The organism is Actinotalea sp. JY-7876 (assembly GCF_014042015.1).
Lineage (GTDB): Bacteria > Actinomycetota > Actinomycetes > Actinomycetales > Cellulomonadaceae > Actinotalea.
The window spans coordinates 955,773-978,755 of record NZ_CP059493.1 but is presented as its reverse complement, the minus strand read 5'-3'; the positions used below and the strand labels follow the sequence as shown (position 1 = coordinate 978,755).

Genomic DNA, 22,983 nt, shown 5'->3' with positions numbered 1-22,983 from the left:
GCCTCAATTCTTGTAGGGGATGCCCTCGGCGGCGGGCGCGCGGACGCGTCCCACGAGGCCGGCGACGGCGAAGATCGTCGCGAGGTACGGGAGCATCGAGAGGAACTGGCTGGGGACGGGCGAGCCGAGGTTGTTGAGCACCTGGCGCAGCGAGTCCGCGAAGCCGAACAGCAGGGCGGCCGCGAGGGCGCCCTTGGGGCTCCACCGGCCCAGGATCATGGCGGCGAGCGCGATGTAGCCCTTGCCGCTCGTCAGCTCCTTGTTGAAGGCGAGCCCGGCCGAGACGAGCGCGGCGCCGCCGAGCCCGGCGACCGCGCCGCCCAGCACGGTGTTCAGCACACGCGTCCGGTTGACCTTGATGCCCACCGTGTCCGCCGCCTTCGGGTGCTCGCCGACGGCGCGCATCCGCAGGCCCCAGCGGCTGCGGAACACCATCACCTGGAGCACCGCCACGACGACGTACATGAGGTAGACGATGATCGAGTGCTTGAAGAGCACCGGTCCCAGCACGGGGATCTCGGACAGCACCGGGATGGCCAGGGTGGGCAGCCGGGGCGGCGAGTTCAACGCGTCGGTGTTCTCCGACAGGACCGTCGAGAACAGGTAGTTGGTCACGCCCACGACGAGCACGTTGAGCACGACGCCGACGATGATCTGGTCGATCCAGTAGCGCACCGCGAACATCACGAGCACCGCGCCGACGAGCGCGCCGGCGACGGGCGCCGCGATCAGCCCCGCGTAGGGGTTCTCGGTCAGGCTCGCGACGACGACGGCGAGGAACGCGCCGGCCAGGAACTGGCCCTCGATCGCGATGTTGATGATGCCCGACCGCTCGCACAGCAGGCCGGCGAGCGAGCCGAAGACCAGCGGGACGGCGAGCGTCAGCGCACCCGTGAGGAGCACGGTCAACGGCATCGCGTTGCTGTTCCCGGCCATCACCCACACCAGGAAGGCCAGGAGGACGACGCCGCCGAACGTCAGCTGGACCCACGTGGGGACCGTCCTGCGGTTCGCGGTGAGCCAGGTGGCCCAGCCACCGAGGCCGAGGGCGAGCAGGGACAGCACGAGCGCCGTCGCCCGCGACGGGACCCCGAACGTGGCGATGTGGACCATGTCGGTGCTCGTCGCGACGAGGAAGCGGGTGGTGTCCCCGCTCGGCGTCAGGAGCCCGAAGACGACGAGCGCGAGGAGCCCGACGCCGAGGTAGAGGACCGGGCCGCGCCAGGAGATGCGTGCCTGGGCGCCCGCACCGGCGGGTTCGACGACCGTGCTGGGCACGGGATCGATCTGGATGCTCATGCGCTGGCCTCCTTCATGCGGTAGCCGAAGAGCTGCGCGATCCGGTGCAGCGGGGAGAGCTCGCGGACCAGGACGGGCGCCGCGATGAGCAGCACGATCGAGGCCTGGATGACGAGGATGATGTCGATCGGGGTGTCGGCCGAGGTCTGCATGAGCGGCGATCCGGCGCGCAGGGCACCGAACAGCAGCGCAGCCAGGACCGTGCCGACCGGCTTCGAGCGCCCCAGCAGTGCGACGGTGATGGCGTCGAAGCCGATGTTGCCGGCGCTCGACTCCTGCAGCGTCCGGTCCGTGCCGAGGATCTGCATCGCGCCGCCGAGGCCCGCCAGGCCACCGGCGACGAGCATGACCGTGACGAACACGACGTTGACGCGGATGCCGGCCGTGCGGGCGGCGCGCTGGTTGGCCCCGACCGCCCGGAACTGGAACCCGAGCACCGAGCGCTCCATGAGCCACCACACGGCGACCGCCGCGAGCAGCGCGACGACGAAGCCCCAGTGCAGCCGGAACTGCTCGCCCAGCATGCGGGGCATGAGCGAGTTCGGCCCGACCGGGGGCGAGATCGGGCGGGTCCCGCCCTGGCGCAGCACGGTCGTGGTCAGCAGGAACGCCACGAGGTAGGTCGCGATCGAGTTGAGCATGATCGTGACGATGACCTCGTTCGCCCCCGTCCGGGCCTTGAGGAAGCCGGCGATGCCCGCCCAGAGGGCCCCGACGACGATCGCCGCGACGCACGCGGCCACGACGTGGAGCACGACCGGCAGGGTGAAGGTGATGCCGAAGAAGGTCGCCGCCGCGGCGCCCATGAGCACCTGGCCCTGCGCACCGATGTTGAACAGCCCCGAACGGAACGCGACCGCGAGGCCGAGGCCGGCGAGGATGAGCGGCACGGACGCCGTCATCGTCTCGGTGATCGGCCGGACCCGCCGCAGGCCCTCGGCCTGGTAGTCGAAGACGGCGCCGCGGAAGAGCGCGGAGTACGCCGAGTAGACGGCGTCCCATGCCGCGGTGAGGAGGTCCGTGGGCCGCGAGAAGAAGTAGACGGCCGCGTCCTGCACCTCGGCGTTCGCGGCGGCGATCAGCACGGAGGACGCGATGAGGGCCATGACGATCGCGAGCGTGATCGTCAGCCACGAGGCGTCCAGGACGCGCTGCAGGAGACCGGGCCCGCCGCGGCCCGTCGGTGTGCTCGGCTGCGCGGACGGCGCGACGAGCGTGTCGGTGGTGCTCACAGGGGGATCCCGTCGATCGTTCCGGCCTCGCTGAGGGCGGTGTGGTGGGAAGCGGCCCCGCGCTGGGCCTCCTCGAGCGGCGCGCCGGCCATCATCAGGCCGAGGACGTCACGGCTCGTGCTGCCCGGCACGACGCCGACGACCTTGCCCCGGTACATCACCGCGATGCGGTCGGCGAGGGCGAGGACCTCGTCGAGCTCGGTGGAGATGATCACCACGGGCGTGCCGTGGTCGCGCTCGGCGACGATCCGCTTGTGCACGAACTCGATGGAGCCCACGTCGAGGCCGCGCGTGGGCTGGCTCGCGACGAGCAGGCGCAGCGGCCGGGACATCTCCCGCGCGAGGACGACCTTCTGCTGGTTGCCCCCCGACAGCGTGCTGATGGGGTCGTGCACCGAGGTGAGGCGGACGTCGAACTCCTGGACCGCGCGTGCCGCGTTCGCGGCCACCCGCGACGGGGACAGCGACCCGTAGCTGGCGAACGGCTTCTCGCCGTGCAGGTCGAGGATGAGGTTCTCCGCGATGGAGAAGGACGAGATCAGGCCGTCGGTGCTGCGGTCCTCGGGGACGAAGCCGACACCCGCGCGCAGGACCTCGTCGACGCTGCGGCCGAGGAGCTCGTTCCCGTCGAGCGTGATCGAGCCGCCGGACGCGCTGCGCAGGCCCAGGATCGCCTCGGCGAGCTCGGACTGCCCGTTGCCCTGGACACCGGCGATCGCGAGGATCTCGCTGCGGTGGACGTCGAGGCTCACCCCGTCGACCACGCGCGCCCCGCTGGGGTCGATGACCGTCAGGTCGCGCACCTGGAAGGTCGCGTCGCCCGGGTCGGTCGGCTGCTTGTCCACGCCCAGGTCGACCGTGCGGCCGACCATGAGCGAGGCGAGCTTCGCCTCGCTGTCGCTGGGGTCCGCGGTGCCGACGACGGTCCCGCGCCGGATGACCGAGATCCGGTCGGCCACGGCGCGGACCTCGCGCAGCTTGTGCGTGATGAAGACGATCGAGGTCCCGGCGTCCTTGAGCTGGCGCATGATCGCGATGAGCTCGTCGGTCTCCTGCGGCGTGAGGACCGCCGTGGGCTCGTCGAGGATGAGGATCTTCGCGTCGCGGCTCAGCGCCTTGATGATCTCGACGCGCTGCTGGACCCCGACCGGCAGGTCCTCGACCAGCGCGTCCGGGTCGACCGCGAAGCCGAACCGGTCCGAGATCTCGCGCACCAGGGCGCGGGCCCGCGCCAGGTCGATGAGGCCGCCGCCCGACGTCGGCTCGTGGCCGAGCACGACGTTCTCCGCGACCGTGAAGACCGGGACGAGCATGAAGTGCTGGTGCACCATGCCGATCCCGGCGGCCATGGCCTGGCCGGGACCCGTGAAGGACACGGGCTCGCCGTCGATGACGATCTGGCCCTCGTCCGGCCGGTAGAGGCCGTACAGGACGTTCATCAGCGTGGACTTGCCCGCGCCGTTCTCCCCGAGCAGGGCGTGGATCTCCCCCGGCTCGAAGGTCAGGCTGATGGCGTTGTTGGCCACGAGCGGACCGAACCGCTTCGTGATCCCCTCGAGCTGGAGCCTCATGGCGTGTCCTCGCCCGGCTGTACCTGCGTCACGGCGTCGTCGCCCTTCCCGAACGGTGGTGGTGCTCCTGCTGTCCCGAGCCTAGTGACGCGCCCATGCGCCCGGCAGGACCTCGTCCCGACGGGGACGCGGAGGCTTCGTGCTACACAGGCCGGTGGCCCGGGGCGTGCGCCCCGGGCCACCACCTGCGTCATGCTCTCGAGTGAGATCTAGCTCACTCGACGGGCGTCGCCGAGGGCGACTCGACGACGATCTCGCCGTTGATGATCTGCTCGCGCAGGGCGTCGACCTGCTCGACGAGCGCCGGGTCGACCGTGCTCTCGAAGTCGTGCAGCGGCGCGAGGTCCACGCCACCGTTCTCCAGCGTGCCCACGTACGGCTCGTTCGAGAACTCGCCGTCGACCGCCGAGGCGATCGTGTCGAACACGGCGGTGCCGATCTGCTTGATGACCGAGGTCAGGATGAGGTTCTTGGTGTCCGCGTTGGACTCCTGCTCGTAGCCGTCCGAGTCGACCCAGATGACCGAGACGCCGTCGGCCTGCGAGGCGGCGTTGAGCGAGCCCGCGCCGACGGGGCCGGCGACCGGGAGGATGACGTCCGCGCCCGAGGCGATGAACTGCTCGGTGGTGGTGCGGCCGCCCTCGGTGTTGCTGAAGTCGCCGATCATGGAGCCGTTCTGGGCCTCCTTGTCCCACCCGAGGACGGCGACGGACGCGCCGTTGTCCTCGTTGAACTTCTCGACGCCGTCCACGAAGCCGTCCATGAAGATCGTGACGGACGGGAAGGGCAGGCCGCCGTACGTCGCGACGGTGCCGGTCTCGCTCGTGCCCGCCGCGAGGTAGCCGGCGAGGTACGCGGCCTCCTGCGTGTTGAACAGGAGGGGCTTGGCGTTGTCGAGCGTGACGGGGCTGAAGTCGTCGGCGCTGAACGCGCTGTCGACGAGCGCGAACTGGATGTCCGGGTTCGCCTCGGCCGCGGCCTGGATCGGGTCCTCGAGCGCGAAGCCGACGCCGATGATGAGGTCGCAGCCCTCCTGGACCATCGAGTCGACGTTGGCCGTGTACTGGCCGGGGTCGGACGACTCGGCCGTGCGGGTCTCGATGCCGAGCTCCTCCTTGGCACGCTCGAGGCCCAGGAAGCCGGACTCGTTGAAGGACGCGTCGTCGAAGCCGCCCTCGTCCGAGACCATGCACGCGGTGAAGTCGACGGTCGCCTCGGCCGTCTCCTCGGTACCGGCGGTCGACTCGGTCTCCTCCTCGGGGGCCGCGCCACAGGCACTCAGGGTCAGTGCTGCGGCGGCCGTCAGCACCGCTGCTCGCGTCAGTCTCTTCACGTCGTCACTCCTGTTTGTGTCAGCCGACCGGGCGCGCTCGACGGGTGCTGCGGGGGATGTGCGGCGTTCCTCGGGCGTGCTCCGCACCAGTGGCACCTGACCGACTGGTGTACGGCGAAACCATAACTCCCGCCGAGGGCGCGATTGTTACCGGCTGGTACGAACGAGGGGTCGTTACGCAACCGGAATGTTGGCGGGGCCTCCGCCGCGCGCGGCCGGACTCAGGCGGGCGACGCCGGCGCGGCCGCCGCGTCGTTGCCGGCCAGCACCGCGACCCGCGCCAGCAGCCGGGCGCCGACGCCGATCGCGCGCTCGTCGACGTCGAGGTCGCCCTGGTGCAGGTCGAAGGTGCGCCCGCCCGGCACCCGCGTGCCCAGGCGCGCCATGGCACCCGGTGCGCGCGTGAGGAGCCACGCGAAGTCCTCGCCGCCGAGCGACTGCTCGGTGAGCTCGACCGAGTGCCTGCCGAGCACCTCGCGGGCGGCCGCGTCGAGCAGGCGCGTCGAGGCGGCGTCGTTGTCGACGGGCGGCACGCCGCGCAGGTGCTGCACGTCGACGTCGACGCCGTAGGGCGCGACGACCTGCTCGACGGCCTCCCGCAGCACCGCGGACGCCTCCTCCCACGCACGCCCCTCGAGGCAGCGCAGGGTGCCCCGGACCGTGCCGCTCGCGGGGATCGCGTTGCTCGCGCTGCCCGCGTGGACCTGCCCCCAGGTGAGGTTCACGCCCGAGCGCGGGTCCAGGCGCCGGCCCAGCACCGCGGGGACCTGCGTGATGACCTGGCCGAGCGCGAAGACGACGTCGGCCGTCAGGTGGGGGCGCGACGTGTGGCCGCCGGCGCCCGTCAACGTCACCGTGACGGGGTCCGACGCCGAGGTGATCGGGCCGATGCGCGTGCCCACACGGCCGACGTCGAGCTTCGGGTCGCAGTGCACCGCGAAGACCTGGGACACGCCGTCCATCGCCCCGGCCTCGATGATGTCCAGGGCGCCGCCGGGCTGGACCTCCTCCGCGGGCTGGAAGACGAGCCGCACGCCCGTCGCGAGGCGGCCCTCCTCGGCGAGCCGGGCGAGCACGAGCCCGGCCCCCAGGACGGCGGCGACGTGCACGTCGTGCCCGCACGCGTGCGAGAGGCCGGGGACGGTCGAGCGCCACGGGTGGCGGCAGACGTCCGGCACGGGCAGCGCGTCGAGGTCGGCGCGCAGCGCGATGCGTCGGCGGCCGGTCGCCACGGGGCTCGGCCCGAGGTCGCACACCACGCCCGTGCCCGGCAGCATGCGCGGGCTCAGCCCGGCGCGGCGCAGGCGGTCCGCGACGAGGTCCGAGGTGCGCCGCTCGGTGCGGGCGACCTCCGGGTGAGCGTGCAGGTCGCGGCGGATCTCGACGAGCTCGTCGACGAGGGCGTCGACCAGCCCGTTCAGGTGGTCGACCGGGACGGTGGGGGCGGAGTCCAGCACGCGCCGAGCCTAGTTCGTCGCGCCCGCACCGCCTCAGAGCAGGTCCGTGCGGCCCCGCTCGCGGACCGTGTCCACCACCGCCTTGAGCCCCTGCGCCCGCGCGCGGGTCGTGACCAGGAGCGCGTCGGGCGTGTCGACCACCACGACGTCGTCGAGCCCGAGGACGGCCACCAGGCGTCCGGTCCCAGGCACCACGAGGGCGCCGGTCGCGTCGAGCGCCAGCGCGTCGTCGGCCGGCCCGAGGACGCGGGTGCCGTGCTCGTCCGCCGGCAGCAGGTCGCCGAGCGACGCGAAGTCGCCGACGTCGTCCCAGCTGAAGGCGCCGTCGACGACCGCGACGCCGCCCTCGGCCGCGACCGGCTCGGCGATGGCGTGGTCGATCGCGATCCGCAGCAGGCCCGGCCACACGCGCGCCAGGACGTCGTCGCGGTCGGGCGTGTCCCACGCCGCCGCGATCTCGAGCAGCCCGGCGTGGAGCTGGGGGTGCTGCCGCTCGAGGTGGCCGAGGAGCACCTCCGCCCGCACCACGAACATGCCGGCGTTCCAGCGGTACTCCCCCGTCGCCAGGTACGCCGCGGCGGTCTCGGCGTCCGGCTTCTCGGTGAAGTCGACCACGTGGCGTGCGCCCGGCGCGTCGGCGAGCCCGAGGGGCTCGCCCTGGTGCACGTAGCCGAAGGCGGTCGACGGGCTGCTCGCCGGGATGCCGACCGTGACCACGTACCCCGCGCGGGCCGCCGCGACGGCCTCCCGGACCGCCGTGGTGAAGCCGGGGCCCGCGTCGATGACGTGGTCCGCCGCGAACGAGCCCACGACGACGTCGCCCTCGCGGCGGGCGAGGACCGCGGCGGCGAGGCCGATGGCGGCCATGGAGTCGCGCGGCGACGGCTCCGCGAGCACCGCCCCGGCGCCCAGCTCGGGCACCTGCGCGCGGACGGCGTCCTCGTGCGCCCGCCCGGTGACCACCACCACGCCGTCGGGCCCGGTGAGCGGGAGCAGCCGGTCGACCGTCCCCTGCAGGAGGGTCCGCCCCGTCCCGGTCAGGTCGTGCAGGAACTTCGGCGCCCCCGCGCGCGAGAGGGGCCAGAGCCGCGTGCCGGCGCCACCCGCGGGCACGATCGCCCGGAATCCCGGGATGAGGGCCGCGGTCGTGGACTCGTCCGTCATGGGAGGCGATCCTGCCAGGTCGCCGGGAGCCCGGCCGATCTGTGTCGTTGGTCACAAACCGTCCCGAGCGGGACCCGTGTCCCTCGACAGCGGGCGCTCGTGTGCTCGGGCCGAAGCTAGAGTCGGCCCTACAGTGACTCCGGGTCCTGGGGCGCGCCGTGCGCGGCCCGGGCCGGACGACGACGTCTCTCTACCCGCCCGGGAGGAATCTCCAGTGCCCGAAGCACCGGCTGGCACGCTCTACCGCGGCCGCGAGGGGATGTGGTCCTGGGTCGCGCACCGCGTGACCGGCTTCCTCATCTTCTTCTTCCTCCTCGTGCACGTGCTCGACACCTCGCTGGTCCGGGTCTCCCCCGAGGCGTACAACGCGGTCATCGGCACGTACAAGAACCCCGTGATGGGCCTCGGCGAGGCCGGCCTCGTCGCCGCCATCGTCTTCCACGCCTTCAACGGCATCCGCGTCATGCTGATCGACTTCTGGTCGCAGGGACCGCGCTACCAGCGGGTCATGCTCTGGATCGTCATCGGCCTCTTCGTCGTGACCATGGCGGGCTTCCTGCCGCGGCACCTCATGAACGTCTTCGGGGGGCACTGATGCCCGATCTCGCCACGCACGCGCCGGCCGTCGCCGCGCCGCGCAGCCCGCGCTCCGGGCGCCGCACGAGCCGCACGAACTACGAGCTCTACGGCTGGATGTTCATGCGGGGATCGGGCGCGCTCCTGCTCGTCCTGATCTTCGGTCACCTGTTCATGAACCTCATCGACGGTGACGGCATCAACGCCATCGACTTCGGCTTCGTGGCCGGCAAGTGGGCCTCCCCGCTGTGGCAGGTCTGGGACCTGCTGATGCTCTGGCTCGCGATGATCCACGGCACCAACGGCGTGCGGACGATCATCAACGACTACGCGGAGCGGACCGGCACGCGCATCGTGCTCAAGAGCGCGCTGTACCTGTCGTTCGTCGTCGTCGTCGTGCTCGGCACCCTCGTGATCTACACGTTCGAGCCGTGCCCCGCCGGCGCCCCGGCGGACCTCCTGCCCTCCTTCTGCACCGCCTGAAGCACGAGACAAGGACCGAACACCCTGATGCAGACCCACCAGTACGACGTCGTCATCGTCGGTGCCGGCGGCGCGGGGATGCGGGCGGCGCTCGAGTCCTCGACCCGCGCCCGCACCGCGGTGCTCACCAAGCTGTACCCGACGCGCTCGCACACGGGCGCGGCGCAGGGCGGCATGTGCGCCGCCCTCGCGAACGTCGAGGACGACAACTGGGAGTGGCACACCTTCGACACCGTCAAGGGCGGTGACTACCTCGTCGACCAGGACGCGGCCGAGGTGATGGCCAAGGAGGCCATCGACGCGGTCCTCGACCTGGAGCGCATGGGCCTGCCGTTCAACCGGACGCCCGAGGGCAAGATCGACCAGCGCCGGTTCGGTGGCCACACCCGCAACCACGGCGAGGCCGCCGTGCGCCGGTCCTGCTACGCCGCGGACCGCACGGGGCACATGATCCTGCAGACGCTCTACCAGCAGTGCGTCAAGCAGGACGTCGAGTTCTTCAACGAGTTCTACGTGCTCGACGTGCTCCTCACGCACGACCTCGCGACGGGCGACGTGCCCGACGGCGAGCCGGTCGCCGTGAGCGGCGTGGTCGCCTACGAGCTCGCGACGGGCGAGATCCACGTCTTCCGCGCCAAGTCCGTCGTCTTCGCGACCGGCGGCGCGGGCAAGATCTTCAAGACGACGTCGAACGCCCACACCCTCACGGGTGACGGCATGGCGCTCGCGCTGCGGCGCGGCATCCCGCTCGAGGACATGGAGTTCTTCCAGTTCCACCCGACAGGCCTCGCGGGCCTGGGCATCCTGCTCTCGGAGGCCGCGCGCGGCGAGGGCGGCATCCTGCGCAACAGCGAGGGCGAGCGCTTCATGGAGCGGTACGCCCCGACCATCAAGGACCTCGCGCCGCGCGACATCGTCGCGCGCTCGATGGCGAACGAGGTCCGTGAGGGCCGCGGCTGCGGCCCGAACAAGGACTACGTGCTGCTCGACCTCACGCACCTCGAGCCCGCGCACATCGACGCCAAGCTGCCGGACATCACCGAGTTCGCGCGCACCTACCTGGGCATCGAGCCCTACACCGAGCCCGTCCCGGTGTACCCGACCGCGCACTACGCCATGGGCGGCGTGCCGACGACCATCGACGCCGAGGTGCTGCGCAACAACACCGACCGCATCCACGGGCTCTTCGCCGCCGGCGAGGTCGCGTGCGTCTCGGTCCACGGCTCCAACCGCCTCGGCACGAACTCGCTGCTGGACATCAACGTCTTCGGCAAGCGCGCCGGCATCGCGGCCGCCGCCTACGCGGCGACCGCGCCGTGGGTCGAGCTGCCGGAGGACCCGACGGCCGCCGTCGTCACGGAGCTCGAGCGCATGCGCGGCGCCGCGGCCGACGAGCGCGTGTCCGACCTGCGCCGCGCGCTGCAGGAGACCATGGACGCGAACGCCCAGGTCTTCCGCACCGAGGAGTCCCTCACCCAGGCGCTCGCCGACGTGCGGGCCCTGAAGAAGCGCTACCTGAACGTCGGCGTCCAGGACAAGGGCCGGCGGTTCAACACGGACCTCCTCGAGGCGGTCGAGCTGGGCTTCCTGCTCGACCTGGCCGAGGTCGTCGTCGTCGGTGCGCTCGCGCGACAGGAGTCCCGCGGGGGACACTTCCGGGAGGACTTCCCGACGCGCGACGACGAGAACTACATGAAGCACACCATGGCCTACGCGAAGGCGACCGGGGTACCGGGCGAGACGCACATCCGGCTGGACACCAAGCCCGTGACCATGACCCGCTACCAGCCGATGGAGCGCAAGTACTGATGACCGCCCTGGACACCCGCGAGGCCGCGCCCGCCCCTGAGGCCGGCGCCGTCCCCACCTTCGAGGTCACCCTCCGCATCCGCCGCTTCAACCCGGACGCGCCCGAGGTCGGCGCGTACTGGGAGAACTTCACGGTCACGGCCCACGGCACGGACCGCGTGCTCGACGCGATGCACAAGATCAAGTGGGAGGTCGACGGGTCGCTGACCTTCCGCCGCTCGTGCGCGCACGGCATCTGCGGCTCCGACGCGATGCGGATCAACGGACGCAACCGGCTGGCGTGCAAGGCCCTGCTCAAGGACCTCGACATCCGCAAGCCGATCGTCGTCGAGCCCATCAAGGGCCTGCCGGTCCAGAAGGACCTCGTCGTCGACATGGAGCCGTTCTTCGCCTCCTACCGCGAGATCATGCCGTTCCTCATCACGAGCGGGAACCAGCCCTCGGCCGAGCGCCTCCAGTCCCCCGAGCAGCGCGAGCGCTTCGACGACACGACCAAGTGCATCCTGTGCGCCGCGTGCACGTCGTCGTGCCCGGTGTTCTGGAACGACGGCCAGTACTTCGGCCCCGCGGCCATCGTCAACGCGCACCGCTTCATCTTCGACAGCCGCGACGAGGGCGGCGCCCAGCGCCTCGAGATCCTCAACGACAAGGAAGGCGTGTGGCGCTGCCGCACGATCTTCAACTGCACCGAGGCGTGCCCCCGCGGCATCGAGGTCACCAAGGCCATCCAGGAGGTCAAGCGCGCGATGATCACCCGCGCGTTCTGACCGAGGCCCCACCTCACCCGTCCCACCCGGCTCACCCCGCACACCCGCGCACCCGCCGCTCCGGGCCGTCGTCCCGAGCGCGGAGCGCTGTCCCGTGTACGGAGCGTCGCGCCCCGTGCGGAGCGTCGTGCCCCGTGCGGAGCGTCGTGCCCCGTGCGGAGCGTCGTGCCCCGTGCGGAGCGTCGTGCCCCGACCGTGGAGCGGCGTGCGCCGACACGCCGGCGCGTCGCGGCACGAGGCTCCACGCTGGCCGGCGCGGGGCGGTCCCCGGCGCCTGCGGCGACCTCAGGGGCCGATGACCCAGCGGCGCTCGTCACCCGGTCGGCGTGCCGCACGGCCGTAGGCCGCCCGCAGTCGCATCTGCCAGGCGCGCGCACCCCCGTCCTCCAGGTCGACCGACGTGGCACGCACGACGACGAGTCCCAGCCGCTCGAGCGTCTCCTGCCGGGCGGCGTCCCGGCTGCGGCGATCGCTGCCCGAGTGGTAGCCGCCGTCGTACTCCGCCACGACGCCGGCATCCGGGTCGAGGAGGTCGACGCGGGCCACGAAGCGGCCGTCCCGGTCCAGGACCTCGACGTTGGCACGCGGACGTGGCAGCCCGGCGCCCACCCAGAGCAGTCTGAGCACCGACTCCTGCGGTGACTCGGCGCCGGCGTCGCACAGCGTGAGCACGCGGCGCGCGGCCGGCCTTCCCTGCCACCTGCCCGGGGCGGCGACGAGCAGGGCGAGGTCGTCGATCGTCATCAGCCGCAGCGCCAGCATCCGGTCGACGGCGATGACCCCCGACGTCACGGGAAGCAGTCGCGCCATGTCGAACGCCGACCGTACCGCGGACGCCACGGTCATCCCGAGGACGCGCTCGCGCTGGCCGTCGGGGACAGGGCTCCGGAACACGCGCACGTCCGGCCGGTGGGTGAGCCTGCTGTCACGCGCGGCGCAGACGAGCACGCGCGCGCACCGCCCGCGGCCGATCGGCCTCTCCTCCCACCGCGGCCCGCCGTCGAAGACCGGGTCCCGCCCGCCCGCCGTCACCTCGTGCAGCCGTGCTGCCGCCCACCCGCCGACGACGGCGTGGGCCGGCAGCTGCGCCGCGACCGCCGCGATCCGTAGGTCCGCGTCCGTCGGGTCCGTGCCGGCCGGCGCCCAGACGCCCCGTCGGAGCGGGACGAGCACGGGGCCGCGAGCGCGTCGGGCACGGCTCGACCGTTCGACGGCGAGGGACACGGCAGGGGTCATGCCGACAGGGTCGGGCACCGGGCCTACGCGCCGCGGGAGGGCCTCGAGCGCCTGTGGACGACGCCGTCCTCCACAGCCCGTGCGATCCACCCGGTAGCCCCACACCGTGCCGCCCTCTCCGAGCGCGGAGCGTGGTGCCGGGACACGCCGGCATGTCGCGGCACGACGCTCCACGGTGGCGGCACGACGCTCCGCACACGGGCACGGCGCACCGCAGCGGGCACGACACTCCGCACAACGGCACGACGCTCCGGCACCGGGCGCCGCAGCGGGCACGGCGCTCCGCAGCGGGCACGACGCTCCGCGCAACGGCACGACGCTCCGCTCCGCGGGACGAGGCTCCGCGCGCGGCCTGGTGGCGCGCCGCGGGTCAGGGGGTCGCGGTGAGGGGGAAGTCGCGGACCGCGCGCCAGACGCCGTCGTCGCCGTGCTCGAAGACCTGGAGGCTGTCCACCTCGAACTCCGCCTCGAATCCCGCGAGCTCGTCGAACGCCCGGTCGAGCGCCTCGTCGGGGACGTCGTGCGCCACCGTCACGTGGGGGTGGTAGTTGAACCGCAGCTCCTGCTCGAGCGGACCGGACCGGACCGCGCGCTCGAGCTGCTCGCACTCGGCGATGCCCTTGACGACCTGGATGAACACGACGTCGGAGACCGGCCGGAACGTCCCGGTGCCGCGCAGCAGGACGGTGAACGGCCCGTGCTCCTTGCCCACGGCCGTCAGGTGGTCCCCGACGACCTCCAGGCGGGACGGCTCCACGACGGTCGGCCCGAGCAGGGTCACGTGCGGCGGGATGTCCTGCGCGAGCGGGTCCCCGAACGAGGCACGCGCCCGCTGCAGCTCGCGCCCGTACGGCTCGGGGACCTGGAGGGCGACACCGATCCGCACCTGGTCCCCGGACCGCTCCGGCAGCCTCACGCCCGCGGTCCCCGCGCCGGCAGCAGCCCGATGGCGTCGCGCACCCGCGCCATCGTGCCGCGCGCGATCGCACCGGCCCGCTCCGCCCCCTCGGCGAGCACGTCGTCGAGCGCGGCCGGGTCGTCGAGGTACGCGCGCACGCGCTCCTGGAAGGGCGTGACGAAGGCCACGACGACGTCGGCGAGGTCGACCTTGAGGTCGCCGTAGCCCTTGCCCTCGTAGTCGGCCACGATCGCCTCGACCGGACGACCGGTCAGCGCCGAGTAGATCGTCAGCAGGTTGGCGATCCCCGGCTTCGCCTCGGCGTCGAACCGGATCTCGCGCTCGGTGTCGGTGACGGCCGAGCGGATCCGCTTCGCGATGACCTTCGGGTCGTCCAGGAGGTCGATGAGGCCGTTCGGCGACGCCGCCGACTTGCTCATCTTCGCCGTCGGCTCCTGCAGGTCGTAGATCTTCGCCGTCTCACGCACGATGTGCGCCGTCGGCACCACGAACATGGGGCCGTACCGGGCGTTCATGCGCTGGGCGAGGTCGCGCGTGATCTCGAGGTGCTGGCGCTGGTCCTCTCCGACGGGGACGAGCGCCGCGTCGTAGAGCAGGATGTCGGCGGCCATGAGCACCGGGTAGGTGAACAGCCCGACCGTCGTGCCCTCGGCGCCCTGCTTCGCGGCCTTGTCCTTGAACTGCGTCATCCGCGACGCCTCGCCGAACCCCGTGTGGCACGACAGGATCCACGCGAGCTCGGTGTGCTCCGGGACGTGGCTCTGCACGAAGAGCACCGAGCGGGCCGGGTCCACGCCCGCGGCCAGGTACTGCGCGGCCGTGCGTCGCGACCGCTCGCGCAGCTGCGCCGGGTCGGGCGAGACGGTCAGCGCGTGCAGGTCCACGACGGTGTAGAGCGCGTCGTGCTCGTCCTGCAGGGCCACCCAGCTCGTCAGCGCCCCGAGGTAGTTGCCCAGGTGCAGGGAGTCCGACGTCGGCTGCATCCCCGAGAGGATGCGCGGCCTCGACGCCGCAGTGGTTGTGCTCGGCATGCCGTGCATTCTGGCAGGTCCGGCAGCGTGCCGACGACGGGTCCCGGTCCCGCGGACCGGGCGCGACGACGACGCCTCAGGTCGCCTCGTCGTCGAACGGTGCCTGGCCCGCCTCGGCCGGCGCAGCCGCGCCGGCCGGTCCGGCGCCGGTCACCGGCCCCCCGCCCCCGGGCGCACCGGCACGCGCGGCAACGACGCCGCCACCCGCGGCGACTCCCGCTCCCCCGCCACCGACTCCCCCACGACCGGCCGCCGACGCCGTCCTGGCCGCGGGCGGCGGCGCGACGTCCTCGAGCAGCGCGTCGCGCACGATGCGGCGGGGGTCGTAGCGACGGGGGTCCAGGGACGCCCAGTCGACGTCGGCCGCCTCCTCGCCGAGCTCCTCCGCGACGCGCTCGCGCGCCGTGGTCGCGAACCGGCGCAGGGTCCGGACCCAGGAGGCCAGCTGCTCCGCGTACGCGGGCAGGCGTTCGGGGCCCACCACCAGGAGGGCCACCACGATGAGGACGAGGAACTCGCCCCCGTTGACGCCGAGCACGCGGTCAGACTAGCCGCGGGTCCCGGCGCGACGCCGAGGCCGCACCTACTGCGCGCCCGTGGTCTGGTCGAGCACCACACGCACGTCGCGCTCGTCGTCCCCGCTGCGGACGGTCAGGGTGATCGCGTCCCCCGGAGCCTTGGCCCGGATGGCGACGATGAGCTCGTCGTCCTCCGTGACCGGGCGACCGTCGATCGCGACGATGACGTCGCCGGGCTCGATGCCCGCGCGGTCCGCCGGGCCGTCCGGCGTCACGGCGGGCGTGCCGTTCTGCGCCTCGGCCGAGACCTGGACGCCCTCGCCCTCGTAGCGCGAGTCGAGCAGGACACCGATGACCGGGTACGTCGCCGAACCGGTCTCGATGAGCTCCGCCGCCGTGTGCCGGGCCTGGTTGGAGGTGATCGCGAAGCCGAGGCCGATGCTGCCCGAGGCGCCGCCGGCCCCGGGTCGCTGCGCGATGGCGGAGTTGATGCCGATGACCTCGCCGGCCGCGTCCACCAGGGGTCCGCCGGAGTTGCCGGGGTTGATCGCAGCGTCGGTCTGGATGGCGTTGATGAAGGCCGTCTCCTCGGCCCCACCACCCGCCGAGACGGGCCGGTTGAGGGCGCTGACGATGCCCGTGGTGACCGTCCCCTGGAGCCCGAGCGGGGCGCCGATCGCCACGACGGGGTCGCCGACGACGACCGCGTCCGAGTCACCGAGCACGAGGGGCGTGAGGTCCGTCCGGTCGATCTTGAGCACGGCCAGGTCGTACGCGGCGGTCCGCCCGACGATCTCGGCCGGCTCCTGAGCGCCGTCGGCCAGCACGACGACGACCTCTCCGCCGTCCGCGGCCGCCGCCACGACGTGGTTGTTCGTCAGGATGTAGCCGTCGTCGCGGAGCACGAAGCCCGACCCGGTGCCCTGGCCGCCCTGGCCACGGACCTCGATGGACACCACGCTCGGCAGCACGGCCGCGGCGACCGCGGCGACGCCCTCGAGCTCGCCGGAGACGCCGCTGCCGACGGGCTCGGGCAGCGCGGCGTCGCTCGGGCGCCGGCTCTCCGACCAGCGGTCCGCGACGACGCCGCCGGCGGCGCCCGCGAGGAGCGAGAGCACGAGCAGCGGCACCACCCACACGACCGCGAGACCGCGGCGCTCGCGCCGCGCAGCGACGGGTCGACCCCAGCTGTCCGTCGCCGCCGGGGCGTCCTCGCCCTCGGGCGCGGGCCCCTGGTCCCCGAAGAGCTGTGCGAGCCCCGTGGCAGCCGGCTGCTCGGGAGCCGGCGCGCGGTCGGGCGACGCCGCGGGGGTCGGCGCTGGCCCGGGCGTCGGCGAGGCCGCGGGCGTCGGCGCTGGCCCTGACGTCGGCGCGGGACCGGCCGGCGCCGACGACGTCTCGCCCGGCAGCGGCGGGGCGAAGGGCGAACGCTGCGCCGCGGACGCGGCGGGCGGCACCGCTCCGGCAGCGCCGCCGGGGACCGCGCTCGGCGCGGCGTGCTCCTGCGGCGTCCGGTGGGTCGACGGCGGCGCGAACGGGTTCACCGGGGCCGCGTCGCCCGGCGGCGTCGACCCCGCGGCGCCGGTCGGCTCGTCGGCGCTGCCGGGCACGGGCTGCCCGCGGTCGGGCTCGGGTGTGCTCACGGTGCCCATGTTCCCGCGACCACGTCCCAGCCGCGCGCGAGTCTCGCCGCCACCCGGTCGTCGTAGGCGCGGTCGGGGTACGCGGTCACGAGCTGGTCGACCGCCGGGGAGTGGTCCTGCGCCACCACGCTGACCACCGTGCCGCCCGACTGCCACACGACGTGCCACGGCGCGTCCGACAGGAGGTGCACCTCCCGGTCACCCACGGCGACGAGCGGCGTGCCGGCCACGGCCGCACGGTCGAGGCGGCCGTGCTGCTCGGTGAGGACGATCGTGCCCTCCGGGCCGGCGAGGTCCACCTCGAGGGCGTCGGTGCCGTCCACCCCGACGCGCACGGCGCACACGTCGTACCCGTCCGGGAACTGGCTCGGGACCGTCCATCCCTCGTCCTGCATCCACGCCAGGACGGCGTCGGCACCCGTCGGCACCGTCGCGTCGTCCGTGGCGCCGGACCAGGACACGACGGCCGCCGCCCCGGCCGCGGACCCGCCGTCCGACCCGCCGACGGCCGGCGACTCCCCGCCCCCGGACGCGAGGTCCGGCGCAGGGGCCGACGCCGACGCGCGGCCGAGCAGGGTCAGCGCGTGCGCCGGGTGGGCGGGCGGTGCCACGAGCGGCTGGACGCCGAGGGCGACGAGCGCGACCGCCGCGATGCCGACCCCGACCGCGCCGACGAGCACGCGCGTGGAGCTCTTCGCGCGCACGACCTCGCCCCGGAGGCAGTCCGCGGGGATGCGCGCGGGACGGCTCCCGGGCATCGGCACGGAGGACCCGACGTCGACCCGCACGCGGTCGGGGGCGCGCTGGCCGCAGCCGGCGGCACCGAGCGCCAGCAGCCGGGCGGTCAGGGCGGGGTCGACGGGGACGTGCGCTGCCGTCGCGAGCCGGTGCCGGGCGGCGCGGGCCGCGGCGAGCTCGTCGTGGCACTCCGGGCACGCGGCGACGTGCGTGAGCACCTCCTCCACGTCGTCGGGCGACAGCTGCCCGTCGACGTACGCGCTCAACCGCGACCCGAGGTGGCTCATCCCCGGTCCTCCGCGGCGAAGGGTGCGTCCGGCGCACGGTGAGCCAGCGACGTGCGCAGCTGCGCACGGGCGCGGTGGATCCGCGAGCGCACGGTGCCCAGCTTGATGCCCAGGGTCGCGGCGATCTCCTCGTACGACAGGCCCTCGATGTCGCAGAGCACGACGGCGGCGCGGAAGTCGGGCGCCAGCGCGTCGAGCGCGCGCTGGACGTCGTGGTCGAGGTTCGCGTGCTCGTAGCCGCGCTCCGGCGTCCCCGGCCCCGCTGGGCTCGCGAGCCTGCCGGCGAGGTGGCTCGTCTCCTCGCCCAGCGGCTCCATCCGGATCCGCTTCTTGCGGCGGACCTGGTCGAGGAACAGGTTCGTGGTGATGCGGTGCAGCCAGCCCTCGAAGGTGCCGGGCGAGTACGAGTGCAGCGAGCGGAAGACCCGGACGAACGTCTCCTGCGTGAGGTCCTCGGCGTCGTGCTGGTTGCCGGTGAGGCGGTACGCGAGCCGGTAGACGCGTCCGGAGTGCTCGGCGACGATCTGCTCCCAGCTGGGCGGCTGGTAGGGCGCCTCGGCCCCGGCGGCCGGTGCCGGTGCGGTGTCGACGGTGTCGACAGCGCTCGCGCCGATGGCGCCGCTGCCGCGGCGTCCGCGGAGTACCGGTCGCACCGGGTCGTGCCTTCCTGTCGTGGTGGGCGCCGGCGCGTCGCGCCCCGCCTCGGGTCGAGTCTCGCACTCGTCCCGCTCTTCCGTGGAACGAGCGGCCGGTCCCCGGTGTTCCCGGCTCCGGACGCCGCGCGTCGCGGCGGTTCGTCACGTGCCGGTGGCCGCCGCGCACTAGCATCGACGGGTCCGATGTTCGCCGACCGGCGCCGGACCGCACGCACCGCAGGAGGACACCATCGCCACGGACAAGTCGGCCAGCTGGGCCCACGGCGAGGACTTCCGGTCGCTCGACGAGACCCTGCTGCGCGCGACGGACCGGGCGGCGCAGCTCGGCTGCGGCGCCGTGTCCCCCGGGACGGGGGCTGCGCTGCAGCTCGTGGCCGCCGCGACGCGCGCCACCGCCGTGGTCGAGATCGGTACGGGCGCCGGGGTCTCCGGCCTGTGGCTCCTGCGCGGCATGGCGCCCGACGGCGTCCTGACGACCATCGACAGCGAGGCCGAGCACCAGCGGGCCGCGAAGGCGGCGTTCGCCGAGGCGGGCGTCCGCTCCACCCGGGCCCGCACCATCACGGGACGCGCCGCCGAGGTGCTGCCCCGCCTGACCGACGGCGCCTACGACGTCGTGCTCGCCGACGCCGACCCGCTCGACCTGGCCGACCACGTCACCCAGGCCCTGCGGCTCCTGCGCCCCGGCGGCGTGCTGGCGATCGCGCACGCGCTCGGCAACGACCGCGTCCCCGATCCCGCCCGGCGTGACGAGGTCACCACCGCCCTGCGGGAGGTGTCCCGCGCGATCCGCGAGGACGAGCGACTGGTCCCGGCGATGCTCCCGACGGGCGACGGCCTGCTCCTCGCCGCCAAGCGCTGAGCCCCGTCAGCGCAGGTCGTCGAGCCAGCGCAGCAGGAGCCGGGCGCCGAAGCCCGTGGCGCCTTCGGGCACCTCGTGGGCGGCCGCCGTCGAGCGGGCGGGCCCGGCGATGTCCAGGTGCGCCCAGCGCCGTCCGCCGGCGAACCGCTGCAGGAAGAGCGCGGCCGTGATGGAGCCGCCCCCCACCCTCGGGTCGGACGGGACGTGCCGGATGTCGGCCACCGACGAGTCCAGGGCCGTGCGGTAGTCCTCCACGAGCGGCATCCGCCACAGCAGCTCCCCGGACTCCCGGCCGGCCGTCTCCAGCGCGCGCGCGAGGTCGTCGTCCGCCGTGTACAGCGCGCCGTGCTGGCGGCCCAGGCCGAGGGTGGCGGCGCCCGTGAGCGTCGCCACGTCCACCACGACGTCCGGGTCGAGCGCGGCGTCGGCGTGGCTGAGGGCGTCGGCGAGCACCATGCGCCCCTCGGCGTCGGTGTTGGTCACCTCGACCGTCGTGCCGCCGTGCACCGTGACGACGTCCCCGGGCCGGTAGGACGAGGCGCCGACCGCGTTCTCCGCGAGCGGCAGGAGGGCCGTGACACGGTGACGCACCCCGGCCCGCGCGGCGCCGAGCACCGTCGCGAGCGCGACGGCGGCACCCGCCATGTCCGTCTTCATCGCGACCATCGCCTCGCGCGGCTTGATCGAGATGCCGCCCGTGTCGTACGTGATGCCCTTGCCGACGACGACGACGTGGGTGCCCGACCCGGGACCCGTGCCGGCACCGTCCGGGTCGTACCGCACGGTGACCAGGCGCGGCGGGCTCGCCGACCCGCTGCCGACGGCGACGATCCCGCCGAAGCCCCGGGCCGCGAGCTGCGCCTCGTCGAGCACCTCGACCGACAGACCGGGCGCCGTGGCGAGCCGCTGGACCTGCGTCGCGAGCCACGCCGGGTTCTTGGTGTCCGACGGCGTCACGGTGAGCGTGCGCGCGATCCAGGTCGCCTCGGCGGACACGCGCGCCGCCGCCACAGCGGGCTCCGGCTGGCGGCCCAGCAGCACGAGCGCCTCGGCCGCGGGACGCGCGGGCTCGCTCGTCGCGCGGCTCGGGTGGCGGTAGGCACCGAGCAGGTAGCCCTCGACGACGGCGCGCACGTCCTCGGCGCTGCCGTCGGCGCCGAGCGTCGCCACGACCCGGCGCAGCCCGCGGGTGCTGCGGGCGACGGCCGCGCCCGCCCGCCGCAGGTCGCGGGTGGAGCCGGATCCGGTGCCGACGAGCACGATGCGGTGGGGCAGGTCGGACCACGGGAACGTCCCGGCGCCGGACGCGCGGGGCAGGTGCACCGTGTGGGCCTCGCCCGCTGCGCCCGTCAGCTCGGCGCGCTCGGCGAGGTCGGCCAGGTCGACCCCGTACCGGACGGTCGCGTCGGCCACGCCGACGCGCGGCTGGACGCCATCCTCGGACTCGCCCGCCGGGCCCACCGGCAGCACGAGCGCGTCGACGTCGTCCTCGAGGAGCAGCGTCGTCGTCGCCACGGTGCCGCGCGCGACCACGACGTCGGGCAGCGGTGCGACGACGGGCGGGTCGGTCCGGCGCCGCGCCGTCGCGTCGTCGCGGCGCCCGCCAGGACGCCGTGCTGGTGCGGGCACGGGCCTCAGCTCACGACGGAGCTGAGCGCCTCGCCGAGCTCGCGGGCCTCGGTCGCGTTGAGCTCGACGACCAGGCGGCCGCCGCCCTCGAGCGGCACGCGCATGACGATGCCGCGCCCCTCCTTCGTGACCTCGAGCGGTCCATCGCCCGTCCTCGGCTTCATCGCAGCCATCGGTGGCCCCTTCTCGTCGGTCGCGTCCCGCCACCCGTGTCGGTGGGAGCCCGGGGCTCTCACCGATGCGCCCGCGCGCGCCCGCGCCGTGCGCACCCGGCGCGGACGCAGCGGCGGGGCCGCAGGTCCGAGCTGTGCGTGCAGGCGATGGCCCGTGCGTCGCTGGGGGACGGATGTCCGAGATCAGTCTAGTTCACGCGGCGCACCGGGCGTCACCTCAACGGGACCTGTACCGGTCATCGGGCCGCGCCCGCGCCCGGACGCGGCCCAGGCCGTCACGGCGGCCACCCGGACGGCGGTACCAGCCGCCAGAGCTCGTCGAGCCACAGGAGCTGGGCGAGCAGCCCGAGCAGGACGACGACCGCCACGGCGGAGCGCGGCCACCGGGCACGCAGGCACAGCTGCGCGACGACCCCGGCGACGGGAAAGGCGAGGAGGCCGAACCGGACGAGGCTCGTCCCGGGCTCGAGCACGAGGACGAGGTAGGCGAGGTAGCCCGCCGTCCAGCCGTGCAGGGCCGCCCCCAGCCGGGCGAGCGGCGGGCTGAGGAGCAGGGCGACCAGCCCGAGCGCCACCACGACGAGGGCCGGCACGGCCCAGGGGCCCAGGAGCCACTGCCCCACCTGCACCCACGGGACGAGGGGCACGACGTCGCCGGTCCCGCGCCACGCCGCCTGCGTCGCCGGGTACGCGTCCGCCCGCCCGGTCGCGAGCGCGACGACGGCGGGCCACAGGACCCCCGACAGCCCTGCCGCCGCCGCCAGCACGCCGAGCCGCAGCGGCTCCCCCGGCGCCCAGGCCCCGCCGGGGCCGGCGCCGCCGGGGCCGGCGCCGCGCTGCTCGCGCCACCGCGCCCACCCGTGCGCCAGCACCGCGACCGTCAGGGGCAGCGCGACGGCACGCGTCAGCCCGAGGGCGAGCACGACGGGGACGGCGAGCAGGTAGCGCCGCCGCATGACGCACCACAGCGCGCACGCGAGCAGCAGCAGCGCGAGCGACTCGGTGTAGGCCACCTGGAGCACCGGCGCGGCCGCCCCGGTGGTGAGCACCGCCACGGTCACCAGCGGCACGTGGCGCCGGACCCCCTCGGGCAGGCGGGCGCCGCCGCCGGACCCCGCCGCTCCGCCCGGCACCACCCGGCCCGGCACCGGGAGCGCCGGCGAGGCCAGCCCGAGCGAGACCGCCCGGTGCACGGCGAGCATCGCCGCGGCGCCGAGCACCAGCGACAGCGTCGGGGCCGCGACCTGCCACGGCTGCCCGGTGAGGACGGTGACGAGCCGGACGAGCGCCGGGTAGAGCGGGAAGAAGGCCCACGCGTTCTGCTGCACGCGGCCGTCCTCCCCGAGCGGCAGCTCGGCGGGGTAGCCCTGCTCGGCGATGGTCCGGTACCAGCTCGCGTCCCACATCAGGCCCGTGTACTGCGGGTACGACGGCGACGCGGGCGTCCAGAGGTTCTCTGCCTGGCGCTCCGCGACGACCAGGAGCAGCACGGCGGTGACGGCGCGCGCGGCGGCGTGGACAGCGAGCACCTGCGCCCACCAGGGCCAGCTCGCCGGCGACCACCTCGCACGCTCCGGGACGTCCTGCGCCCCCGCCGCGC

General features: G+C 74.2%; 21 protein-coding genes. 5 read left to right on the top strand and 16 right to left on the bottom strand.

The window, feature by feature from the left end; all coding sequences use genetic code 11:
- Nucleotides 1-3 precede the first annotated feature (3 nt).
- The 6 genes from H2O74_RS04650 to H2O74_RS04625 form a co-directional block, all read right to left on the bottom strand.
- Entirely contained in the window at nucleotides 4-1,299 is a 1,296-nt protein-coding gene (locus H2O74_RS04650) for an ABC transporter permease (protein ID WP_182113345.1), read from the bottom strand.
- Nucleotides 1,296-2,531, bottom strand: a complete 1,236-nt coding sequence (locus tag H2O74_RS04645; RefSeq protein WP_255491779.1) for an ABC transporter permease — start codon at nucleotides 2,529-2,531, stop codon at nucleotides 1,296-1,298. The genes H2O74_RS04650 and H2O74_RS04645 overlap by 4 nt, the downstream gene beginning before the upstream one ends.
- Complete coding sequence (locus tag H2O74_RS04640; RefSeq protein WP_182113344.1) at nucleotides 2,528-4,102, bottom strand: ABC transporter ATP-binding protein; 1,575 nt, start codon at nucleotides 4,100-4,102, stop codon at nucleotides 2,528-2,530. The genes H2O74_RS04645 and H2O74_RS04640 overlap by 4 nt, the downstream gene beginning before the upstream one ends.
- Nucleotides 4,103-4,316: 214 nt before the next feature.
- The gene (locus H2O74_RS04635; protein ID WP_182113343.1) at nucleotides 4,317-5,435 is read right to left on the bottom strand and encodes a BMP family protein; all 1,119 of its coding nucleotides are present in this window, start codon (nucleotides 5,433-5,435) and stop codon (nucleotides 4,317-4,319) included.
- Nucleotides 5,436-5,656: 221 nt separating this feature from the next.
- A complete protein-coding gene (locus H2O74_RS04630) occupies nucleotides 5,657-6,889 on the bottom strand; it encodes an amidohydrolase (protein ID WP_223148118.1) in 1,233 nt (410 codons plus the stop codon).
- A 36-nt stretch (nucleotides 6,890-6,925) separates the two neighbouring features.
- The gene (locus H2O74_RS04625) at nucleotides 6,926-8,056 is read right to left on the bottom strand and encodes a mannose-1-phosphate guanylyltransferase (RefSeq protein WP_182113341.1); all 1,131 of its coding nucleotides are present in this window, start codon (nucleotides 8,054-8,056) and stop codon (nucleotides 6,926-6,928) included.
- A gap of 214 nt (nucleotides 8,057-8,270) precedes the next feature.
- On the opposite strand from H2O74_RS04625, the gene sdhC reads away from it, so the two are divergent.
- From sdhC to H2O74_RS04605, 4 genes are read left to right on the top strand one after another with little or no spacing between them, the layout of a single operon-like run.
- Complete coding sequence (sdhC, locus tag H2O74_RS04620; RefSeq protein WP_182113340.1) at nucleotides 8,271-8,651, top strand: succinate dehydrogenase, cytochrome b556 subunit; 381 nt, start codon at nucleotides 8,271-8,273, stop codon at nucleotides 8,649-8,651.
- Nucleotides 8,651-9,115, top strand: a complete 465-nt coding sequence (locus H2O74_RS04615; RefSeq protein ID WP_182113339.1) for a succinate dehydrogenase hydrophobic membrane anchor subunit — start codon at nucleotides 8,651-8,653, stop codon at nucleotides 9,113-9,115. The genes sdhC and H2O74_RS04615 overlap by 1 nt, the downstream gene beginning before the upstream one ends.
- A gap of 27 nt (nucleotides 9,116-9,142) precedes the next feature.
- Nucleotides 9,143-10,924 (top strand): succinate dehydrogenase flavoprotein subunit, encoded by a 1,782-nt coding sequence (sdhA, locus tag H2O74_RS04610; RefSeq protein ID WP_182113338.1) that lies wholly within the window; start codon nucleotides 9,143-9,145, stop codon nucleotides 10,922-10,924.
- On the top strand, nucleotides 10,924-11,691 hold the full coding sequence (locus H2O74_RS04605; protein ID WP_182113337.1) for a succinate dehydrogenase iron-sulfur subunit: 768 nt from the start codon (nucleotides 10,924-10,926) through the stop codon (nucleotides 11,689-11,691). Before sdhA ends, H2O74_RS04605 begins: the two co-directional genes overlap by 1 nt.
- A gap of 285 nt (nucleotides 11,692-11,976) precedes the next feature.
- On the opposite strand, the gene H2O74_RS04600 is transcribed toward H2O74_RS04605, so the two are convergent.
- The 7 genes from H2O74_RS04600 to sigE form a co-directional block, all read right to left on the bottom strand.
- On the bottom strand, nucleotides 11,977-12,927 hold the full coding sequence (locus tag H2O74_RS04600; protein ID WP_182113336.1) for an endonuclease domain-containing protein: 951 nt from the start codon (nucleotides 12,925-12,927) through the stop codon (nucleotides 11,977-11,979).
- Between the two features lie 370 nt (nucleotides 12,928-13,297).
- Nucleotides 13,298-13,843, bottom strand: a complete 546-nt coding sequence (locus tag H2O74_RS04595; protein ID WP_182113335.1) for a 2'-5' RNA ligase family protein — start codon at nucleotides 13,841-13,843, stop codon at nucleotides 13,298-13,300.
- Nucleotides 13,840-14,877, bottom strand: coding sequence for a tryptophan--tRNA ligase (gene trpS / locus H2O74_RS04590; RefSeq protein WP_182113334.1), 1,038 nt, complete (start codon nucleotides 14,875-14,877; stop codon nucleotides 13,840-13,842). The genes H2O74_RS04595 and trpS overlap by 4 nt, the downstream gene beginning before the upstream one ends.
- Nucleotides 14,878-14,953: 76 nt before the next feature.
- A complete protein-coding gene (locus H2O74_RS04585; RefSeq protein WP_182113333.1) occupies nucleotides 14,954-15,415 on the bottom strand; it encodes a twin-arginine translocase TatA/TatE family subunit in 462 nt (153 codons plus the stop codon).
- A gap of 45 nt (nucleotides 15,416-15,460) precedes the next feature.
- Entirely contained in the window at nucleotides 15,461-17,038 is a 1,578-nt protein-coding gene (locus tag H2O74_RS04580) for a S1C family serine protease (protein WP_255491778.1), read from the bottom strand.
- Nucleotides 17,035-18,063: an anti-sigma factor gene (locus H2O74_RS04575; protein ID WP_182113331.1), complete on the bottom strand. Its 1,029-nt coding sequence runs from the start codon at nucleotides 18,061-18,063 to the stop codon at nucleotides 17,035-17,037. Before H2O74_RS04575 ends, H2O74_RS04580 begins: the two co-directional genes overlap by 4 nt.
- Nucleotides 18,060-18,677 carry an RNA polymerase sigma factor SigE gene (sigE, locus tag H2O74_RS04570; protein ID WP_182114050.1) on the bottom strand — a complete coding sequence of 206 codons (618 nt, stop codon included), beginning with the start codon at nucleotides 18,675-18,677 and terminating at the stop codon, nucleotides 18,060-18,062. Before sigE ends, H2O74_RS04575 begins: the two co-directional genes overlap by 4 nt.
- Before the next feature lie 271 nt (nucleotides 18,678-18,948).
- Here sigE and H2O74_RS04565 point away from each other — a divergent pair, with 271 nt between their 5' ends.
- A complete protein-coding gene (locus H2O74_RS04565; protein WP_182114049.1) occupies nucleotides 18,949-19,581 on the top strand; it encodes an O-methyltransferase in 633 nt (210 codons plus the stop codon).
- 6 nt (nucleotides 19,582-19,587) lie between these two features.
- On the opposite strand, the gene H2O74_RS04560 is transcribed toward H2O74_RS04565, so the two are convergent.
- The 3 genes from H2O74_RS04560 to H2O74_RS04550 form a co-directional block, all read right to left on the bottom strand.
- Nucleotides 19,588-21,210 carry a leucyl aminopeptidase family protein gene (locus H2O74_RS04560; RefSeq protein ID WP_309232747.1) on the bottom strand — a complete coding sequence of 541 codons (1,623 nt, stop codon included), beginning with the start codon at nucleotides 21,208-21,210 and terminating at the stop codon, nucleotides 19,588-19,590.
- Between the two features lie 5 nt (nucleotides 21,211-21,215).
- A complete protein-coding gene (locus tag H2O74_RS04555; RefSeq protein ID WP_182113330.1) occupies nucleotides 21,216-21,383 on the bottom strand; it encodes a DUF3117 domain-containing protein in 168 nt (55 codons plus the stop codon).
- Between the two features lie 275 nt (nucleotides 21,384-21,658).
- Nucleotides 21,659-22,912, bottom strand: coding sequence for a hypothetical protein (locus H2O74_RS04550; RefSeq protein WP_182113329.1), 1,254 nt, complete (start codon nucleotides 22,910-22,912; stop codon nucleotides 21,659-21,661).
- Between the last annotated feature and the right edge of the window lie 71 nt (nucleotides 22,913-22,983).